This is a genomic window from Granulicella sp. L46 (genome assembly GCF_009765785.1).
In the GTDB taxonomy this organism is placed as follows: Bacteria; Acidobacteriota; Terriglobia; order Terriglobales; family Acidobacteriaceae; genus Granulicella.
On record NZ_LMUT01000007.1, the window covers coordinates 240,142 to 256,257 of the forward strand.

Sequence of the window (16,116 nt, forward strand, 5' to 3'; positions counted from 1 at the left end):
TGCGCGTTAGGGGGCCAGGGGCGCGGTGCGGGTGGCGACGTTGCTGAAGGTGATGTAGTTGATGATCTTGCCGGAGGCGTCGCGGTTGAACTTGACTTCTTCGGCTTCGGTGCCATCTTTGCGGACGCGGCGGAAGGTGTCGTTGCCTTTGGGCTTGAGGAACTGGATGGCGTTGGCGGGGTCGGTGGAGGGAAGGACCAGCACGGCGAGGCCGCCGGCCCAGGGGAGGATGATTTCTTCGGAGCTCCAAGGCATGTTGGAGTAGTGGCCGGTGTAGTCGGCCAGGGTGATGCCGGTGGGGAGCGTGCCTTTGAACTTGTAGCCTTTGCGCTTGTCGAGGAGCTCGAAGACGTGGGGGACGTAGGGTTCTACCTGCTCGGCGGAATCGTTGAGGAGGATGACGGCGGTCTCGTCGTCGGGGCGCATGTGGATGGCGGTTTGATAGCCGGGGCAGTTGCCGCCGTGACCTACGTAGGTGTGGTCTTCTTTGCGATCGATCTCGAAGCCGAGACCCCAGCTGGTTTTCCAGTCGGGATCCATGTACTGGACGCGCTGCATCTCGCGGAGGGTGGAGGGCTTGAGGACTTCGGGTTTTTCGGTGCGGAGGAGACGGAAGTTCCAGGAGGCGAACTTGCCCAGGTCGACGACGGTGGAAGTGTAGCCGGCGGCGGGGGTGATGCCGCGGGCGTTGAAGGGCTTGACCACGTCGCGGGTGCCGTCGCGCTTGATGGAACTGTAGGCTACGGCGAGTTGCTTGCCGTAGAGCTCCATGGGCATGTGGGTGCGGGTGTCGGTGAGGTTGAGGGGCGTGAGGATGTGGGCTTGCGCGTAGTCGGTGTAGGGCTGGTTGGTTACGGCCTGCACGGTTTCACCGACCAGGGTGAGGCCTAGATTGCTGTACTGGAAGTAGCGCTCGGCGGGGTAGAGCGCGGTTTGGTTGGGGAGCGCGGACTTGATCTGGGCTTCGGTGGGAAAGGGGAAGTCGGGGCCGGTCCAATAGGGGCTGTCGGATTCTCGGGGAAGGCCGGCGGAGTGGGTGAGAAGGCCGCGGAGAGTGATGGGGCCGGTGTCGCCGGTGGGTGGCTTGAAGGTCGCCCAGGGAAGGTAGGTGGTGAGCGGGGCGTCGAGTTGAACTTTGCCGGCTTCTACCTGCTGCATGAGCGCGATGGAGGTGAAGAGCTTGGAGATGGAGCAGATGGAGTAGATGGTTTGCGGGCTGGCGGGGACGGTGTGCTGGAGGTCGATGGTGCCGTAGCCCTTGGACCAGGCGAGGTTGTCGCCGACGACGATGCCGGCGGAGAGCGCGGGGATGTGGTGGTAGGCTTGCACGCTGTCGAGGTACGCGTCGACTACGGCGAAGGCTTCGGCGCGTTCGGTGGGGTCTGTACTGGGCGGAGGGGTTTGGGCGCGTGTGGCGAGAGAGAGGAAGGCGAGGTTGCAGACGAGGGCCAGAAAGCGCTTGGTCGTGGTCATGGGCTTGGTCATGCTCCTGCGGGAAGTGAGTCGAGCGTAGGTCGAGTGTAGCGCGTGCGATATGCGCCATGCGGAGGAATGGCGGCGCGGCGGCTTGAGTATTGAGAGGCGCGTTATCGTTACAGTGCTGTTCGCGAGCGCGGACGAGCTCTAAATCGGCAAACGATTAAGGCCAAGTACGAGAAGGATCGCCTCAGTAACGAATCCTTTTTGTAGAGACCCTTGCATGCTTGTTCTTTGTAAAGATAGGCCGGTGGTCAAGGCCATAATGATGTCGGCAAGATGTTTCGGATCAGACGGCGGAATTCGATTAAGTTTGGCAAAGAGTTTGGTGACGAGTCCTGCCATGGTGTCCCGGTGAGTGCGGTGCAGCTTGGCATAGGTTCTGGCAAACGTCTTGTCGCGGCAGGCTTGCAGTTGGAACTCCGCAGAAAGTAAACCGAAGTCGAAATCGGAGCCGCGTACGGTTTCAGAGTTGCGGATGAGCGACAGAAGTTCCGGCGCAGGAATGTCCTGGGCAAGAAGCTGCGCCAAGGCGTCAATCTCGCGCCGCTTATGGGCGTCGAGAAGTTCCAGGAAGATAGCTTCCTTGCTCTCAAAATTGGAGTAGAACGCTCCTTTGGAATAGCCTGCGCTCTCCGCAATCAGGTCGACGGACGCGCCCTCATAGCCGCCCCTGGCAAACAACTGAGCTGCTGACTCCAGAAGCCTTGCCCTGGTTTCGAGCCGGCTCTCCTGCCGGGTTAACCTCTGCTTGATCGCTTTTGGCACGTTTCCAGCATAACGCACGAAAACTATTTGCAACCGAAATACCATTTGGTATGTCTATACCATGTAGTCTTTTCACGACACACAGTCAAGACGCATTTTCGCATCTTTGGAGGAACAATAAAAATGGCTAAAACAATTTTGATAACGGGCGCCTCTAGCGGTATCGGACGGGCTACTGCGGTTTACTTCGCCGAACGAGGCTGGAATGTTGCCGCAACGATGCGCGAGCCGGTCAAGGCCGATTCGGTGCTTCAACATCCGCAAATTAGCATATTGGCGTTGGATGTAACGAATGCGGATTCCATTGCACAAGCGATAGCCGCAACGTTGACTCGTTATAAGAAGATTGACGTGCTGCTGAACAATGCAGGGTATGGCTTGTTCGGTCCCATTGAAGCCATCGACGGTCAGCAGATTCAACAGCAATTTGCGACGAATCTGTTCGGCCTGATTGGGGTGACGCAGCAAATTCTTCCGGTCATGCGCGGCTCGGGCGAAGGATTGATACTGAATGTCTCTTCCATTATTGGCCGCATGGCACTTCCGTATGCCTCGTCTTACATCGCGACGAAATTCGCAGTGGAAGGGTTGAGCGAATCCATGCGCTACGAGTTGGAGCCGTTTAATATTCGCGTAAAAATGATCGAGCCGGGCAGCATCAATACCGAATTCGGTAAGGGCAGCAAGCAAATGGCGGTGAGTGACCCGTATCGAGCAAGCATGGCCAAATTTCTGGCTGTATTTACGAAGAGCAACGCTGCAGGGGCCAAGCCCGAGGAGGTTGCGAAAGTGATTTACCGCGCTGCGAATGATTCCAGCAATCGATTACGTTACCTCGCTAAACCCGGCCCATTTTTTTGGATGAACCGATTTTTGCCGGATGCGGTATGGCGGCAATTGCTGGTGAAAGCAATGGTGAAGTAGAAAGAAGTTCGTTTCGTTTGCTAGCGAATGACGGCGTCGAAGGGGAGGAAGAGGGTGAAGACGGTGCCGTGGTGGGCGGGGGATTGGCTGCTGCGGACGTCTAGTTCGCCGCGATGGCGCTGCACGATTTCTTTGCTGACCCAGAGGCCGAGACCGGTGCCGGTGACGCCCTTGGTGGTGAAGAAGGGGTTGAAGATGCGGGACTGGACTTCGGGGCTCATGCCGCTGGCGTTGTCGGCGATGGTGATGGAGACGCCGGGCTCGCCGGTGCGCCAGTTGGTGGCCTCGCGTTCGCGCACGAGGAGGCGGCCTCCGCTGGGCATGACGTCGAGCGCGTTGCCGATGAGGTTGGAGATGACCTGGCGGATTTCTCCGTCGAAGCAGTGAACTTTGCGGCGGGCTCGGCTGCGGTGCTCGATGCGGACGCGGGTGTTGTTGATGCGGCCCTGATAGATGGAGAGCACCGTGTCGTTGAGGTCGCGAACGTTCATGAGCTGCGGGTTGGTGGCCTGGCGGTGGAAGCGGAGGGTTTGGCTGGTGATGGCGGCAGCGCGACGAAGTTCGATCTCGGCGGTGGTGAGGTAGCCGCGGGATTCCTCGAGAGACTCGGCGACCTGGGCGAGGTAGATGAGGTTGGTGACGGACTCGAGGGGGTTGTTGATCTCGTGGGCGATGGAGCTGGCGAGGCGGCCGACGACGGCGAGTTTTTCGCTCTCGATAAGGGCTCGTTCGGCCTTTTTCTGCTGGGTAATTTCGAGACTGGCGGCGCTGATGGCCTGAACCTTGCCGTCGGGGCCGTAAACGGGAAGATAGTTTACTGTCCAGAAGCGATGCTCGCCGGGGTCGGTGATGAGTTCGCCTTCGAGTGGGTAATTGATGACTGACTTGCCAGCGCGGACACCATCGAAGAGTTCCTTGAGGCCGGGGATGGGGGCCATCTCGGTGACGGTGCGGCCGACGATCTGTTCGGGCTTGAGGCCGAAGAAGGCGGCCTGGCGATCGTTTAGGCGGAGGTAGCGATAGTCGTCTACGTCGAAGAGGGCGAGGCCGATGGGCGCGGTGCGATAGATGGCCTCGATTTCAGAGTGCTGGCGCTCTGCTTCGAGGGTCTTCGTCCGGAGGGCTTCGCGATCGATCCTCTCGGAGGTGAAGTCGCGGAAGAAGATGATGATGCCGTCGTCGGTGGGATAGCTTTGGACGCGGAGCCAGACGTTGAGGGGCTCGGGGTAGAAGGCTTCGAACTCGGCGGGAAGGCCTTCGTCCATGCTTCGGTGGTAGGACGCCACGTAGGGAGAGCCTTCGTATACGGTGGCGGGGAAGACTTCGAAGAGGTTTCTGCCGGTGAGGTCGAGGCCCATGGAGACGATCTCCTGTGCACGGCGATTAAGGAAAGTGAAGCAATAGTCGCGATCGAGGAAGCAGACCGCATCGGTGGTGGCCTCGAAGAACTGCTGCATTTGCCGTAGCAGTGTAGCGGCTTCACCGTCGGTGCGGGTTGGAAACGTCGGCAAGTAGGGCCCTCGAAAGTCGGAACTGCCCCGTACCTCCGGGGGACTCGAGGTATGATGCGCTGTCAGGTCTAGAAGATAGCCGGGAGGTGCCGACTTGTTCAGATGGAGAAGGGGTTAGGCGTTAGCTCCGTGGCATTTTTTATACTTCTTACCGGAGCCACAGAAGCAGGGGTCGTTGCGGCCTACTTCTGTGCCGGTGCGGCGCTGGGTTGCGGTGGCCGCGGCGGTTGAGCCACCGGCCTGGCGTGCGGCGGCGAGGTCGCGCTGCTTGTTGCGCTGGAACTCGCGCTCGAGGGCATCGATGGTGGTGGAGGGGGCGCGCGTGGGGATGGTGGGGGGTGGGGCATCCTGCGGCCCGGCGCGGTGGGCCTCGGGCTGGTTGCCGATGAAGGTGGCGTCCATGGGGAGTTGCTGCTGGGCCGGTGGAGGCGGGGGCGCGCCCTGGCCGAGCTGGAGCTGGGCGAGCTGCTCGAGGCTTTCGATAGGCGTGCCATCGGGAGCGAGGATCTGCATGCGGAAGAGGTTGCGGGCGGTGTCTTCCTGGAAGCGCATCATCATCGATTCGAAGAGGCTGAAGGATTCCTGCTTGTACTCGACGAGGGGATCCTTCTGGCCGTAGCCGCGGAGGCCGATGCCTTCCTTGAGATGATCCATGTTGAGGAGATGCTCTTTCCAGAGGGCGTCGAGGACGGAGAGCATGACGACGCGCTCGTGGTAGCGGAGCTGGACTTCGCCGAGGATTTTTTCTTTGATGTCGTAGCGTTCGTTGAGCTTGTTATAGATGGCGTCGCCGAACTCGTGGCGGTTGAGTTGGGTGGGATCGATCTCGCTTTCGAGTTTGGCACCGAAGACGTCGTAGACCTGGGCGAAGATCTGTTCGGTGTTCCATTGCTCAGGGTGGGCCTTCTCGGGAGCGAACTCGTCGAGGATGCCGGAGAGGATGGTGGAGACGTAGTCTTCGGTGATGAGCTGCTTCTGGGCAACGCCTTCCATGAGCTGGCGACGAAGGGAGTAGACGGCCTCGCGCTGCTTGTTCATGACGTCGTCGTACTCGAGGACGTGCTTGCGGGACTCGAAGTTTTGAGACTCGACTGCTTTTTGGGCGCCTTCGATGCGCTTGGAGATCATGCGCGATTCGATGGGGACGTCTTCTTCCATGCCGAGCGACTGGAGGAGGGTGGAGACCCACTCGCGGGCGAAGATGCGCATGAGGTCGTCTTCGAGGGAGAGGAAGAAGCGGGAGGAGCCGGGATCGCCTTGACGGCCGGCGCGGCCACGGAGCTGGTTGTCGACGCGGCGTGACTCGTGGCGCTCGGTGCCGAGGATGTGTAGGCCGCCGGCTTCGATGACGGCATCGTGCTCGGATTTGGTGGCGGTGGCGTGGGCTTCGATGGCGGCATCCCAGTCCTGCTGCGGGAGTTCGAACTCCTGCGACTGGTAGTAGAAGCGGACGAAGCCGGGAGCCGCGACGGGAGCGATGGCGCCTTCGGCTGCGGAGACGGCGCGGGCGGCTTTGCGCTTGACGAGGTCTTGCTTGGCCATGAACTCGGAGTTGCCGCCGAGCAGGATGTCCGTACCGCGGCCAGCCATGTTGGTGGAGATGGTGACCATGCCGAGACGTCCGGCCTGGGCTACGATTTCAGCTTCCTTCTCGTGGAACTTCGCGTTGAGGACGACGTGGCGGACGTTCTTGCGCTTGAGGATGTCGGAGAGGAGCTCGGACTTTTCGATGCTCGTGGTGCCGACGAGGACGGGCTGCTTGGCGGCGTGGAGGCGCTCGATTTCGTCGGCGACGGCGAAGTATTTTTCTTTGGCCGTGCGGAAGACGACGTCGGGGTTTTCGATGCGCTGCATGATGCGGTTGGTGGGGATGACGACGATTTCGAGCTTGTAGATGGAGTCGAACTCGGAGGCTTCGGTTTCGGCGGTGCCGGTCATGCCGGAGAGCTTTTTGTAGAGGCGGAAGTAGTTCTGGAAGGTGATGGTGGCGAGGGTCTGATCTTCTTTGCGGATTTGCACTCCCTCTTTCGCTTCTACCGCTTGATGTAGCCCGTCGGACCAGCGGCGGCCGGGCATGAGGCGGCCCGTGAACTCGTCGACGATGATGACTTCGCCGTCCTTGACGACGTATTCGACGTCACGCTTGTAGAGATTGTGGGCCTTGATGGCGACTTCGATGTGGTGCTTCATGTCCCAGTTTTCCGGGTCGGCGATGTTGCCGATGCCGAGGAGCTGCTCGACCTTCTCGAAGCCTTCGTCGGTGACGGTGATGGCGCGGGCTTTTTCGTCGACGACGTAATCGCCGGACCAGGTTTTGGTTTCGAGGGTTTCGATGAGCTCGCCTAGCTCTAGCTGGGGAATGATCTTGTCGGCAATGGCGTACTTGTCGGTGGTCTTGTCTGTGGGGCCGGAGATGATGAGGGGGGTGCGGGCTTCGTCGATGAGGATGGAATCGACTTCGTCGACGATGCAGTAGAAGTGGCCGCGCTGGACCTGGTCGGGGAGTTCGAACTTCATGTTGTCGCGGAGGTAGTCGAAGCCAAATTCGTTATTCGTCCCGTAGGTGATGTCGGCCCCGTAAGCTTCGCGGCGCTGCTGGTCGGAGAGATCGTGGACGATGACACCGACGGAGAGGCCGAGGAAGCCGTAGATCTTGCCCATCCATTCGGCGTCGCGCTTGGCGAGGTAGTCGTTCACGGTGACTACGTGGACGCCGTGACCGGCGAGCGCGTTGAGGTAGCAGGGGAGCGTGGCGACGAGGGTCTTGCCTTCGCCGGTCTTCATCTCGGCGATCTTGCCCTGGTGGAGGACCATGCCGCCGATCATCTGGACGTCGAAGTGGCGCATGCCGACGGTGCGGCGGCCGGCTTCGCGGACTACGGCGAAGGCTTCGGGAAGGATTTCGTCGAGGGCGGCTTTCTCGGCGGCGATGAGGGCTTCGGGGTCAGTGATGTTTTCGAGGGCAGCGGCGATGCGGGCGCGGAATTCTGTGGTCTTGGCGGTGAGCTCGGCGTCGGTGAGCTGCTTGGTGGCTTCTTCAAAGCTGTTGATCTGGGCGAGGACGGGGAGCATGCGCTTGACGGCACGTTCGTTGGAGGTGCCGAAGACTTTGGCGAGGGCGGCGTTGAACACGGTGGGTTCCTTTGGGGGGTGGCGCGTAGGCGCGGATACTGATGTGCGGAGGTGGGTCCGCAGGACGCTGATGAGCGTCGTTTAGCTGAGGCTGGAGGTTGCGGCGTGGAGTGCGGCAGTGTGCTCAGCGGGTGGACGCATGGTCCATGCAGCGGCGTGGAGCGCACGGGAGGCAGGCGGGAGCACGAAGGCTTCGGTGCGAGCGGGTGCGGTGTGCTCGGCTAGAGGCTTTGCGATGACCGCAACCGCACTTTGGCAGAGCAGGGTGCTGATGTAGCGGCCGCCGAGGGTAAGTTCTCCGGAGCGCAGGCTGCGAGCATCCGCTGCGCTCAGGGACGAGAGCAGGAGGAGGAGGCAGGCGAGATGGCGATTCCGCAGACGCATACGCTCTCTATGTTAAACGAAATGCGCGTGAAAGTGGACGGTAGATTGTAAATCGTTAGAAGGGCAGGTTCTGGAGGTCGGGGTCGAGCCATGCGCGCCTTGCTTCCGGGGAGAAGAGCCGTTCGCGTGACCAATAGGAGAGGAGCCAACGGGATGCGCCGAGAGAAGACGCGAGGAGCGCATTGCAGGTGAGGAACAGGGGCGGGTGGAGGCTGGCGGCGAGGAAGGATCGGGCAGCGCGGATGGAGGCGAGCGTGATGGTGTGGTGATAGCCGCTGTGGTCGGTATTGGCTATGCCGGTCGCTTCGTTGTAGGCGCGAATGATGGTTGGGAGTTCGCGGGGCAGGTCGAGCTCGGGGCGCTCGGAGAGCAACCATAGGGTTGAGGCGAAGTGAGCGGCGTGGGTCCAGTGGGGCTTGGGCAGGGTTCGATCGAGGAGGCCGCTTGCGATCGCTGCGATTTCGTGGTCTGAGGTGAAGGGGGTAAAGGGATTCATCTTGGGCTCCAGGTGTGGTGAACCGGTGGGCCGCAAAGAAAAAGCCCGCCGGAAGGTTGGGGGCTTTGGGTTGGTGGTCAGGTTCGAGAGCTAGGATGCTTTCGATGTCCGAGGACTCACACGCGTCAAGGCCGCCCGGGAGAGCTGCCGTTGCTGCTGGACGAGGTGTGAGGTGAGGGGACGCATGGTGTTTGGATTTTATCGCAGGGCTCGACGCTTCAAAGGAAGAATGCATCGAGCGTGGGGTTGGAACTGGTAATGGACCCTGCGGATTAGACGATCAGGAGCCGTGGGCGGTTAGCCAGGCGTGGATCGTGGCGGTGTCTTGTGGGGTGAGGGTGGGCGCGGATTTCTGGAGCATCTGCATGAACCAGTCGACCTCGGCGGGGACGGCGGGATAGCCGATGTTGCCACCGGCGGGAGCCTTGGGGTCGGGGCGGAGGGAGTTGATGATCGGATGGCAGGCCGGCGTGAGCATGACGAGGTATGGGATGCCGACGGCGCCGCCGCCGAGCTTGGCGCGGAGGTCTACGGCGCCCGGGGTGTCGTGGTGCTTGGTGTCGGTGGTGAGTTCGTCGGCGTCGAGCGTGGTGATGACGAAGGCCTTGTTCATGATGGGGGCGATGGTGGGGTCGTCGAGGAAGTGCTGGAACATGTGGCAGGGGCCGCACCAGGAGGCGCCGAAGATGAGCAGGATGTTTTTGTGTTGGGCGGCGGCGGTGGCGCGGGACTGCGAGAGGATCTGGTCGGCGGTGGGCTCGGCGAGGGCGGAGGTGGGAAGGAGGAGCGTGGCGGCGGCGAGGGCGATAGGGAAAAACTTGCGAGGGACGAGGCGCATGGCGGTCTCCGAGTTTTGGTGAGGACTACTTGATTATGCGTTGGACTGTCGAATTATGGATTAGACGACCGAAGTTTTGAGTTAGGCTATCGCCATGTTGACATTTGGTTGCCGGACCTGCGCCCTGGTGGTGCTTGCCCTTTCGTTTGCTTCGACTGGTTATGGCCAGGCGAACGCGCCTTCGCCTGCCACTAACGACAAGGCGCCTGCGTTTCCTACTAACGAGCAGCTGCGTCACTACAAAGGGATGAGCGATCCGCAGCTTTCTCCGGATGGGAAGCAGGTGCTGGTGCGGATTGCGGATGCTACTGCCGATGGCGCGAAGGGGCATATCTGGCTGGTGGAGGTGGGTGGTGGTGCGGCGCGGCAGTTGACGTATTCTCCGGCGGGCGACAAGCGCGGGGAGCAGCGGGCACAGTGGATGCCGGATGGTTTGTCGGTGCTATTTCTGGCTCATCGGGGAGAGCATACGCAGCTTTATCGGCTGCCGATGGGTGGTGGCGAGGCGAAGGTTTTTGATCTGAAGGTGACGCCGCAGGTGGATGAATCGAAGCGCGAGGGGGCGCTGCCTCCGGTGACTGCGCCGGCGAAGAAGGATGACGCGAAGAAGGACGACGAAAAGGTTGAGCCGGTGGCGATTGATGTCGCTAGTTATCGCGTGTCGCCTGATGGGAAGACGATTGCGATCTTTGCGGCGGACCCGGAGACTCCGGGAGAGAAGAAGGCGAAGGACGCTAAGGCCGATGCGGAGTGGGTCGACCACGGGCTGCATGGGTCGCGGATGTATCTGCTGGATGTGGCGACGGAGAAGCTGACGGTGACGGGCGCGCCGATGGATGTGCGGGGGGCGTCGTGGAGTGCGGATTCTAGTAAATTGGTGGCGATTGCCGAGGGCCCGAACGGCGTCGGGGAGCTGGGGCCGGCGGGTAGCGCGTGGATTGTTAAGGCTAGTGATCCATCGCATGCGGAGAAGGTGGAGGGGATTCCGGCTACCGTGGGGCCGGCTGTTTGGTCGCATGATGGCGGGAAGATTGTCTATCTTGCGCAGGCGAAGAAGGATGCGCCTCCGGGATATGAGGATATGTACACGTACGATTTGGCGAGCAAGACGACGGTGAATCTTACGGATGGATTTATGGGGACGGTCGGGCACCAAGAACCGATTGCATTGTTGGACGGTGGGGTGTTGCAGGATACCGAGGAGGGTGTTGAAGCGAGGTTGATGCGGTATGCGGCGGATGGGAAGAGCTCGGCGGTTGCGCTGCCTGTGGCTGCGGTATCGTCCGCGGTGACTAATGAGGCGCAGAGTGGGTGGGTGTTTCTTGGGAGCAGTGGAGGCAAGGCGCCGGTGCTGTTGTATAGCGCGGCGTTGGGAGAGACGCCGAAGGTGTTGGCTACTCCTGAGCTTGCGCCGAAGGATGTGAAGAGTGCGGCGCCGAAGCGCGTGGAGTGGAAGAACGAGAAGCTGACCATTGAGGGGCTGCTGTATCTGCCGCCTGAGGCTGCGACGAAGAAAGTGCCGCTGATCGTGGAGGTGCATGGCGGGCCGCTGGGCGCGTATGTCGACAGCTATTCGATTTTCACGGATTACTTGTTGGCGCAGGGGTGGGCGGTGCTGCGAACGAATCCTCGGGGAAGCACTGGGCGGGGCGCAGAGTTTGCGGCGGCGAACAAGAATGATCTGGGTGGTGCGGACTATCGCGACATTATGGCGGGCGTGGATTATGTGCTGAAGACTGAGCCGGTGGATGCGGACAAGATGGCGCTGATCGGATACAGCTATGGTGGCGAGATGGCTGCGTTTGTCGAGACGAAGACTACGCGGTTCAAGGCGATTGTGAGTGCGGCTCCGGTGATTGATCAGAACAGCGAGTATGGGACGGAGAAGGGAAGCTTGTATGACCAGTGGTACTTCGGGAAGCCGTGGATGCATCAGGCAGATGCGTGGCGGCAGAGTCCGGTGAGTGGGGTGGCGCAGGCGAAGACGCCGTTCATGCTGCTGCAGGGGCAGGATGACACGACGGATCCGCTGGGGCAGTCGCTGGAGATGTATCACGCGCTGCGGCAGATGGGCGTGCCGGTCGAGTTGATTACGTATCCGCGGGTGGATCATGGGCCGCTGGGCGGAGCGATCTATGGGTCGCCTAGCAATGAGCCTTGGCATGGGTTCGATGCACGGCAGCGGGTGGTGGCGTTCTTCAATAAGTCGTTTGCGGGGGCGAAGTAGGGGCCGAAAAGATTGAGCCGAATGGATTGGGGCGCGTCTCAAACGAGGAGACGTTTCTCGAGGTGTGGCTTTGGCGAAGATCAAGAAGGTTGTTATTACGGCGTATGGGGACGAGAGCGTGCTGGCTGTCGTCGAAGCAGAGTTGCCGGCGCCGGCGGCTGGGGAGGTGCAGCTGGCGGTGGAGTACACGATCGTGTCGGGCTCGGATGTTAACATGCGGCGAGGGACGTATCCGCTGCAGAAGAAGCCGCCGCTGACGCCGGGCTATAGCGTGGTGGGGACGGTGGTGGCGAACGGGCAGGGGTGCTCGAAGTTTGCGGTGGGCGATTGGGTGGCGTGCCTGTCGAAGTATGAGGGGCAGGCGGAGCGGATTAATCTGCCTGAGAAGTATTTAGTGCGGGTTCCGGATGGTGTGGATGGGGGCGAGGCGGTGGTTTTTTTTTTTCGCTCGGCGAAGGTGAAGGCGGGGCAGAGGATTTTTGTGCACGGGTTGAGTGGCGGTGTGGGAGGCGCACTGCTGCGGCTGGGAAAGGTGATGGGGGCGGAGGTGTACGGAACCGCATCGGCAAAGAAGCATGAGGAGTTGAGGGCGCTGGGGGCGGTGCCGCTGGATTACTCGAATAAGAATTGGATTGGGGAGATGAAGCAGTTGGGTGGGGTTGATGCGGTGTTCGATGCGCTGGGATATGAGAGCTTCGACGAGTCGTACTCGATATTGAAGAAGGGTGGAGTGCTGGTGGGATACGGGCAGAATCTGCCGGCGTGGACTGGTGGGCCTGAGCGGAATCCGGTGCCGATGATCCTGAAATTGTTTGCGCGGAATTTGGCGGTTTGGACGGGGAAGCGGGCGACGTTCTTCGGTGTGATGCGTGGCTCGAAGTATTTCTCGGCGGACCTGGCGACGCTGTTTGACTGGCTGAAAGAAGGAAAGATTGCGGTGCCGGTGAAGGCGCGGTTCGGGCTGGACGAGATCAAGGAGGCGCACACGGCGTATGCCGCGAGCGCGGGGATGGGGTCGATTGTGATCGAGGTGGCGCGGCCGTAGCGAGAGTTACTGGGCTGTGGCGGTGTGCGAGGGCTTGGCGCCGTGAAAGAGGGCGTGATTGACGTCGGGCCAGAACTCCTTGACGACGAAGGAGGCGGCATCGATGCCGATGTCGAGAGCCCATTCGCTGCCGAAGTTGCCGACGGAGCGCTCGCGGGCGGGGTAATAGGTGGTGGAGATTCCGGCGGCGGCGCCGGAGCCGATCACTTCGCTGGTGTTGAAGGTTTCCTTGCCGGCGTCGTTACGGGTAATGACGGCACGGGTGAGAGCGTAGCCGGTACGCTTCCAGAAGCCGCCGTGGCCTAGGGTGTAGTAGCGGTTGTCCTGGTGGGTGATGGATGGAACGATGGCTTCGACCATGAAGTTCTCGACGGTTTGATCCACGGCTGCGCGCCAGAGATATTGACCGAAGGCAGAGCCGCCGTGGCCGAGCTCGGGATACGGGTTCGTTGCTACGTCGTAACCGGCGATAGCGAGCGGGATGAAGATGGAGGAGTAGTCGAAGGAATCTTCGAAGGCTGTGGTGAACTTCTGCTTAACGGTCTGGGGTGGCAGCTTGACGTCGGCACTGACGGCACGGAAGTTGGGGAGGATACCGAGGATGCGGGAGGTCTGCTTGGGAGCGGGCTCGGTGGATTGAGACTGGGCTTGCGGCGCGTCGATGTCGGCTGGGGGCGCGGGTTGATCGGAGTCTGCGCTGCTGGAGATGTACTGAGGGATGCTCAGGTCCAGGGCAGGGGATAGGAAGGCCGTCTGGATGGGAGCGGGCGTCGCGGGAGTGGCTGCGATGGTGGTTTGCTGCGCGTGCAGTGTCGTGCCGAGGAAGAAAATGGCAAGCGAGAGCGAAGCGCTGTGCTTCGATGAAAGAGGCTTCGAAAAAAGCTGGTGCATTCTTCCCCTTGGACAATTCCGTACGTTTGATGGGTGCAGCCTTCCTGTTTTGGAGCGGCCTATGGATTGACGAGAGACTGTGATCAGTAGACGCGCGAGAGGGCAACAAGGTCCTCTCGATGAAAGCTTTGTCATCTATTGCTTAGTGTATGGATGCCATGCGGGGCGGGGTGGATGCAATGCCGGGCGAAGTTTATGCTGAGGGAGCCTGCATTGCGTCGAACAAGAGGCAGAGTTTCAAGCGCGATGGGTGAGGAAGAGGACGATTGATGAGCGAAGCAGCGGTTGGGTATGCGCGGGAGCAGGGAGCACGGTTTGTTGAGGAGCTGAAGGACCTGTTGCGGATTCCGTCGGTGTCGACGGCACCGGAGCATGTGGGCGATGTGCGGAAGGCGGCAGAGTTTGTCGCGGATGGGCTGCGCGCTGCGGGGATGGAGAATGTGCGGTTGATTGAGACGACTTCGGCTGCGCATGAGGGTGGACATCCGCTGGTGTATGCGGATTGGTTGAAGGCAGAGCCCTCAGCCGATGGAAAGGCGAAGCCTACGGTGTTGCTCTATGGGCACTATGATGTTCAGCCGGCTGAGCCGCTGGATGAGTGGAAGTCGCCTCCGTTTGAGCCTACGGAGAGGGATGGGAATATCTATGCGCGGGGGGCGGTGGATGACAAGGGACAGATGTGGATGCATGTGAAGGCGCTGGAGTCGGCGATGAAGGCCGATGGGAAGCTGCCGGTGAATGTGCGGGTGATTGTGGAGGGAGAAGAAGAAGTTGGCGGCGAGGGGATTGCCGCGTTTGTGCGCGAGCATGGCGACCAGTTGAAGGCTGACGCGGCGCTGGTGTCGGATACGGAGATGTTTGCGCCGGAGCTGCCGACGTTGTGCGTGGGGTTGCGCGGAATGATTTATACCGAGCTTGAGGCGCGGGGCGCGGCGACCGATCTGCACTCTGGGATGTATGGCGGGGCGGCGCCGAATCCGTTTGTGGCGCTGGCGCAGATGATTGCGCAGTTGAAGAAGGAGGATGGGCGGATTGCGATTCCGGGATTCTATGACGGGATTGAGGAGCCTACCAAGGCCGAGCTTGAGGCATGGCGATCGCTGCCGTTTGATGAGGAGGAGTATCGGAAGCATGAGGTGGGGTCGAGCGAGCTGACGGGCGAGGCGATGTTCAGCGTGCTGGAACGGACGTGGTCGCGGCCGACGATGGACGTGCATGGGATGCCGGGTGGGTTTGTTGGGGTCGGAGCGAAGACGGTGATTCCGGCGAAGGCTACGGCGAAGATCAGCTTCCGGCTGGTTCCGGGGATGAAGCCGGAGGCGACGTTTGCGAAGTATAAGAAATTTGTGGAGGAGATTTGCCCTAAGGGGATCCAGGTGAAGGTGACGCTGATTCACTCGGGCGAGCCGATCGTGGTGAGCACGGATAACGCGTATGTGCACGCGGCGACGGAGGCGATGGCTGAGGTTTTTGGGAAGGAGACGGTGTTCGTACGGGGTGGCGGATCGATCCCGATTGTGGGGGATTTCGTGCGCGAGTTGGGGATTCCGACGGTGATGATGGGGTTTGGGCTGCCGGACGATAATCTGCATGCGCCGAATGAGAAGTTTCATCTGGCGAACTTTCATCGCGGCATTGAATCGATTGTGCGATTCCTGGATAAGGTGGGGGCGGGAGCTTAGGTCGAAGCTTTGGCGCAAAGTTCGCGGAGTTAAAGTTCCGCGATGGGAGCTGTGAGGTATTCCGGGTATGGCGCAAGATGCGAAGCTGCCAGTGCACGGGTTTGTGCTGGCCGGTGGAAAAAGTTCGCGGATGGGGGAAGATAAGGCGTTGCTGCAGTTCTGGGGGCGTCCGATGGTGGAAATAGCTGTGGAAAAGCTGCGGGGATTCTGTGCGGAGGTGTGGATCGCGGGAAATCGGGAGGATTTGGCGGAGTACGCGCCGGTGATGCGGGAGACGCGGGTGGGTGTGGGGCCGGCGGCGGGGATTGAGGCTGGGTTGCGGGCTTCGAGGCAGGCGTGGGCATTGTTCATGCCGGTCGATGTTCCACTAGTTCCGGGGGAATTGCTCCGGCGGTGGGCTGAGGAGGCGATGCGTGTTGGGATGACGGTGAGCTTTCTCGGCATAGGAGGGAAGCAGCCGGCGTTCTGCTTGTTGCACCGGGAAAGGCTGACGTCTTTTGCAAAGTCGCTGGATGGCGGGGAGAGGCGGCTGGAGGTGCTGCTGAATCGTTCGGCAGAGTCCGACGGTTGCGCTTTGTGGATGTATGACGAGTACGAATTGTATGGTCGCGTCGGGGACGGTGCTCCGGATCGGGAGACGCTGGAGCGGTGGTTTGCGAATGTGAATACGCCGGAAGATCTGGCGGAGGCTGAGGCCTGGGCGCGAGCGGGTGGGGAGGGTGGCAGGTAGGGGGCATCCTTG

At 61.0% G+C, this 16,116-nt stretch carries 13 protein-coding genes; 5 read left to right on the forward strand and 8 right to left on the reverse strand.

Annotated features, from left to right (window positions below):
* Positions 1–6: 6 nt before the first annotated feature.
* Complete coding sequence (locus GSQ80_RS06165; protein WP_158786767.1) at positions 7–1,473, reverse strand: serine hydrolase; 1,467 nt, start codon at positions 1,471–1,473, stop codon at positions 7–9.
* A 150-nt stretch (positions 1,474–1,623) separates the two neighbouring features.
* Positions 1,624–2,244: a TetR/AcrR family transcriptional regulator gene (locus GSQ80_RS06170; RefSeq protein ID WP_254059471.1), complete on the reverse strand. Its 621-nt coding sequence runs from the start codon at positions 2,242–2,244 to the stop codon at positions 1,624–1,626.
* 123 nt (positions 2,245–2,367) lie between these two features.
* On the opposite strand from GSQ80_RS06170, the gene GSQ80_RS06175 reads away from it, so the two are divergent.
* A complete protein-coding gene (locus tag GSQ80_RS06175) occupies positions 2,368–3,168 on the forward strand; it encodes an SDR family oxidoreductase (protein WP_158786768.1) in 801 nt (266 codons plus the stop codon).
* A 20-nt stretch (positions 3,169–3,188) separates the two neighbouring features.
* On the opposite strand, the gene GSQ80_RS06180 is transcribed toward GSQ80_RS06175, so the two are convergent.
* The 5 genes from GSQ80_RS06180 to GSQ80_RS06200 form a co-directional block, all read right to left on the reverse strand.
* Positions 3,189–4,679 carry a PAS domain-containing sensor histidine kinase gene (locus GSQ80_RS06180; RefSeq protein WP_254059472.1) on the reverse strand — a complete coding sequence of 497 codons (1,491 nt, stop codon included), beginning with the start codon at positions 4,677–4,679 and terminating at the stop codon, positions 3,189–3,191.
* Between the two features lie 114 nt (positions 4,680–4,793).
* Positions 4,794–7,811, reverse strand: coding sequence for a preprotein translocase subunit SecA (gene secA / locus GSQ80_RS06185; RefSeq protein ID WP_158786769.1), 3,018 nt, complete (start codon positions 7,809–7,811; stop codon positions 4,794–4,796).
* Between the two features lie 81 nt (positions 7,812–7,892).
* A complete protein-coding gene (locus tag GSQ80_RS06190; protein ID WP_158786770.1) occupies positions 7,893–8,195 on the reverse strand; it encodes a hypothetical protein in 303 nt (100 codons plus the stop codon).
* 55 nt (positions 8,196–8,250) lie between these two features.
* On the reverse strand, positions 8,251–8,691 hold the full coding sequence (locus tag GSQ80_RS06195; protein ID WP_158786771.1) for a hypothetical protein: 441 nt from the start codon (positions 8,689–8,691) through the stop codon (positions 8,251–8,253).
* A gap of 280 nt (positions 8,692–8,971) precedes the next feature.
* A complete protein-coding gene (locus GSQ80_RS06200) occupies positions 8,972–9,529 on the reverse strand; it encodes a thioredoxin family protein (protein ID WP_158786772.1) in 558 nt (185 codons plus the stop codon).
* 94 nt (positions 9,530–9,623) lie between these two features.
* Here GSQ80_RS06200 and GSQ80_RS06205 point away from each other — a divergent pair, with 94 nt between their 5' ends.
* Positions 9,624–11,756, forward strand: coding sequence for a S9 family peptidase (locus tag GSQ80_RS06205; RefSeq protein WP_158786773.1), 2,133 nt, complete (start codon positions 9,624–9,626; stop codon positions 11,754–11,756).
* Positions 11,757–11,820: 64 nt separating this feature from the next.
* The gene (locus tag GSQ80_RS06210) at positions 11,821–12,801 is read left to right on the forward strand and encodes a medium chain dehydrogenase/reductase family protein (protein WP_158786774.1); all 981 of its coding nucleotides are present in this window, start codon (positions 11,821–11,823) and stop codon (positions 12,799–12,801) included.
* A gap of 6 nt (positions 12,802–12,807) precedes the next feature.
* Here the strand turns inward: GSQ80_RS06210 and GSQ80_RS06215 are convergent, their stop codons facing one another.
* Positions 12,808–13,692 carry a hypothetical protein gene (locus GSQ80_RS06215; RefSeq protein ID WP_254059473.1) on the reverse strand — a complete coding sequence of 295 codons (885 nt, stop codon included), beginning with the start codon at positions 13,690–13,692 and terminating at the stop codon, positions 12,808–12,810.
* Between the two features lie 269 nt (positions 13,693–13,961).
* On the opposite strand from GSQ80_RS06215, the gene GSQ80_RS06220 reads away from it, so the two are divergent.
* Positions 13,962–15,374, forward strand: a complete 1,413-nt coding sequence (locus GSQ80_RS06220; RefSeq protein ID WP_158786775.1) for a dipeptidase — start codon at positions 13,962–13,964, stop codon at positions 15,372–15,374.
* Positions 15,375–15,441: 67 nt separating this feature from the next.
* Positions 15,442–16,104, forward strand: a complete 663-nt coding sequence (locus GSQ80_RS06225; RefSeq protein WP_158786776.1) for a molybdenum cofactor guanylyltransferase — start codon at positions 15,442–15,444, stop codon at positions 16,102–16,104.
* Positions 16,105–16,116: the final 12 nt, after the last annotated feature.

Excerpts from the sequence above, each read along its gene's own strand:
- GSQ80_RS06165 (WP_158786767.1), bottom strand. The coding sequence starts at position 1,473 with ATGACCACGACCAAGCGCTTTCTGGCCCTCGTCTGCAACCTCGCCTTC.
- GSQ80_RS06175 (WP_158786768.1), top strand. The coding sequence starts at position 2,368 with ATGGCTAAAACAATTTTGATAACGGGCGCCTCTAGCGGTATCGGACGG.
- GSQ80_RS06190 (WP_158786770.1), bottom strand. The coding sequence starts at position 8,195 with ATGCGTCTGCGGAATCGCCATCTCGCCTGCCTCCTCCTCCTGCTCTCG.
- GSQ80_RS06195 (WP_158786771.1), bottom strand. The coding sequence starts at position 8,691 with ATGAATCCCTTTACCCCCTTCACCTCAGACCACGAAATCGCAGCGATC.
- GSQ80_RS06200 (WP_158786772.1), bottom strand. The coding sequence starts at position 9,529 with ATGCGCCTCGTCCCTCGCAAGTTTTTCCCTATCGCCCTCGCCGCCGCC.
- GSQ80_RS06205 (WP_158786773.1), top strand. The coding sequence starts at position 9,624 with ATGTTGACATTTGGTTGCCGGACCTGCGCCCTGGTGGTGCTTGCCCTT.
- GSQ80_RS06215 (WP_254059473.1), bottom strand. The coding sequence starts at position 13,692 with ATGCACCAGCTTTTTTCGAAGCCTCTTTCATCGAAGCACAGCGCTTCG.
- GSQ80_RS06220 (WP_158786775.1), top strand. The coding sequence starts at position 13,962 with ATGAGCGAAGCAGCGGTTGGGTATGCGCGGGAGCAGGGAGCACGGTTT.
- GSQ80_RS06225 (WP_158786776.1), top strand. The coding sequence starts at position 15,442 with ATGGCGCAAGATGCGAAGCTGCCAGTGCACGGGTTTGTGCTGGCCGGT.